The following is a 1,650-nucleotide window of genomic DNA, read 5'->3' on the forward strand; positions in this document are numbered from 1 at the left end:
GGGTCGCTCGCAGGGGACCTCGGAGGCATCGACCGCGACAATGCTGTACACGATCTGTGCCTCCCGAAACACACGCTGCTTGGGCATCTGGAACTGTTGGCTGGCGATCAGGGCGGCTTCGACCCGTTCCACCGTGCGGTGCACGGTGTCTCATGAACGCCCCAGTCATCGCCCAGGTGCGCGAAGGTGCGGTATTCGCGCCAGAATTCCAAGGTCAGCAGCAGTTGTTCCGCGACGCTGAGTGCGGCTGGACGGCCAGATTTCTTCTTCTGTGCTTCCCGCTCTGCGAGGACCGCCTCCATCTCGGCGAAGGTTTCGGGATAGACCCCGGTACGTCGCCGGAACTGCGTGCGATTCATCCGCATTGTGCGTGCTAGACGGTCTTGCTCCATCCCACTAGCTTACTCCGCGACTTTCGCAAGAGGTCTACTGTTTCTTGAACAGTGGACTGTCCGATCCCCCCACTGAGCTGTTGAGGTGCCAAATGATCGTCTACAGGATTCAAGCGAAGGGTTTTAATGCCCTGCGGCGTCGGGAAATACATGACGTTGTCTTCCAACTCGCTCAACGACGAGACGCCGAGCTTGGTGAGCATCTGCTGGACATGTGGTGTCCGTTCCAACGCAGCTTGAGCCTGAGCTAATTGAGCCTGCACTTCAGGGGAATTAAAGGAGGGGACGACCGCTGCCGGCACTGGCGCCTGGTAGCCGCAGGCTACCAGGCTGACACTGGCAAATGCTGTTCCAACAAGACGTTTCATATGCTCACTCCTAAGGCAAGAGGACGAGGAGGCGTTGGATGTAGTTCAAAACCAGTGTAGATGCTGCGCGAGGATCATGTTACCTTACATGCTAGGCATTAGCTTCACTCAAGTTTAAGACAAATGTTGCAAAATCATATCACGAGTGTGACCTATCTTCCTGACATGACTTCGGTATTTTGCTGTTGTCATGGCCCATTTTTAGGACGATGATTTTGCTGAGGATGCCTGACCATCAACCAGAAGTCTTTTCTCGCATGCAGAATCCGTAAAGTTTACTCCCAGACGCTTTCGAGCTGCCCTCGGCTAAGCCCTAAACGGGGTTGTTATTTTACCCAATTCGGAGAGGTCTTTAACTTCATCAAGTTGAGTCTTACTCCAATACTCTACCCCCTCACTCGTACTTTGAGAGATGTAAGAGCTGGCTTTGCTTGTTGTCCACATAAAACCAGAAACAGTCATGCAAGTACCAATGTCGCTATGGATCGTTCATGAAAACCTCCGGTGCAACTATAGAAGTTCATGTGTGATTGACTCATGACCCCGTTTAGGGCTTGTGTTGATGGGAAGAAAGTTCGTCCAGCACGACGATGAGCTGAATGGCTTGGGGGATGAGGGGCTATGGACGATGTGCCTTCCCTGACCTGGGTCGGCTGATCGGTCAGCACCTGCCCTCCATTTCTAGCAGGACTTTGTCAGTCTGGGGCGGCGCTCAGCCGCCCCTCGCCGTGGTGACCGATTCTGGCGGGCGTGCCTGTCCCCCGGTACTGCTCCAGAAAAACCTTCAAGCGGCATTGCGAGACTTCGCCGTCTCCAGCAGCTTAGCCCAGGGGCAGGCGTAGCCCAAAGCTGAATGGAGCCTGACCTGGTTGTACCAGTCACGGAATCGG

At 54.6% G+C, this 1,650-nt stretch carries 2 protein-coding genes; both read right to left on the minus strand.

Annotated features, from left to right (window positions below; all coding sequences use genetic code 11):
* Positions 1–107: 107 nt before the first annotated feature.
* Positions 108–392, minus strand: coding sequence for a transposase family protein (locus F8S09_RS18090; protein WP_322618897.1), 285 nt, complete (start codon positions 390–392; stop codon positions 108–110).
* Positions 374–760 (minus strand): hypothetical protein, encoded by a 387-nt coding sequence (locus tag F8S09_RS17465; RefSeq protein WP_152872699.1) that lies wholly within the window; start codon positions 758–760, stop codon positions 374–376. The genes F8S09_RS18090 and F8S09_RS17465 overlap by 19 nt, the downstream gene beginning before the upstream one ends.
* Positions 761–1,650 lie beyond the last annotated feature (890 nt).

Origin of the sequence: Deinococcus terrestris (assembly GCF_009377345.1) — a bacterium.
Classification (GTDB): domain Bacteria; phylum Deinococcota; class Deinococci; order Deinococcales; family Deinococcaceae; genus Deinococcus; species Deinococcus terrestris.

What these genes read in the sequence shown, in the direction of transcription:
- F8S09_RS18090 (WP_322618897.1), bottom strand. Translation starts at nt 392, where the DNA reads ATGGAGCAAGACCGTCTAGCACGCACAATGCGGATGAATCGCACGCAG.
- F8S09_RS17465 (WP_152872699.1), bottom strand. Translation starts at nt 760, where the DNA reads ATGAAACGTCTTGTTGGAACAGCATTTGCCAGTGTCAGCCTGGTAGCC.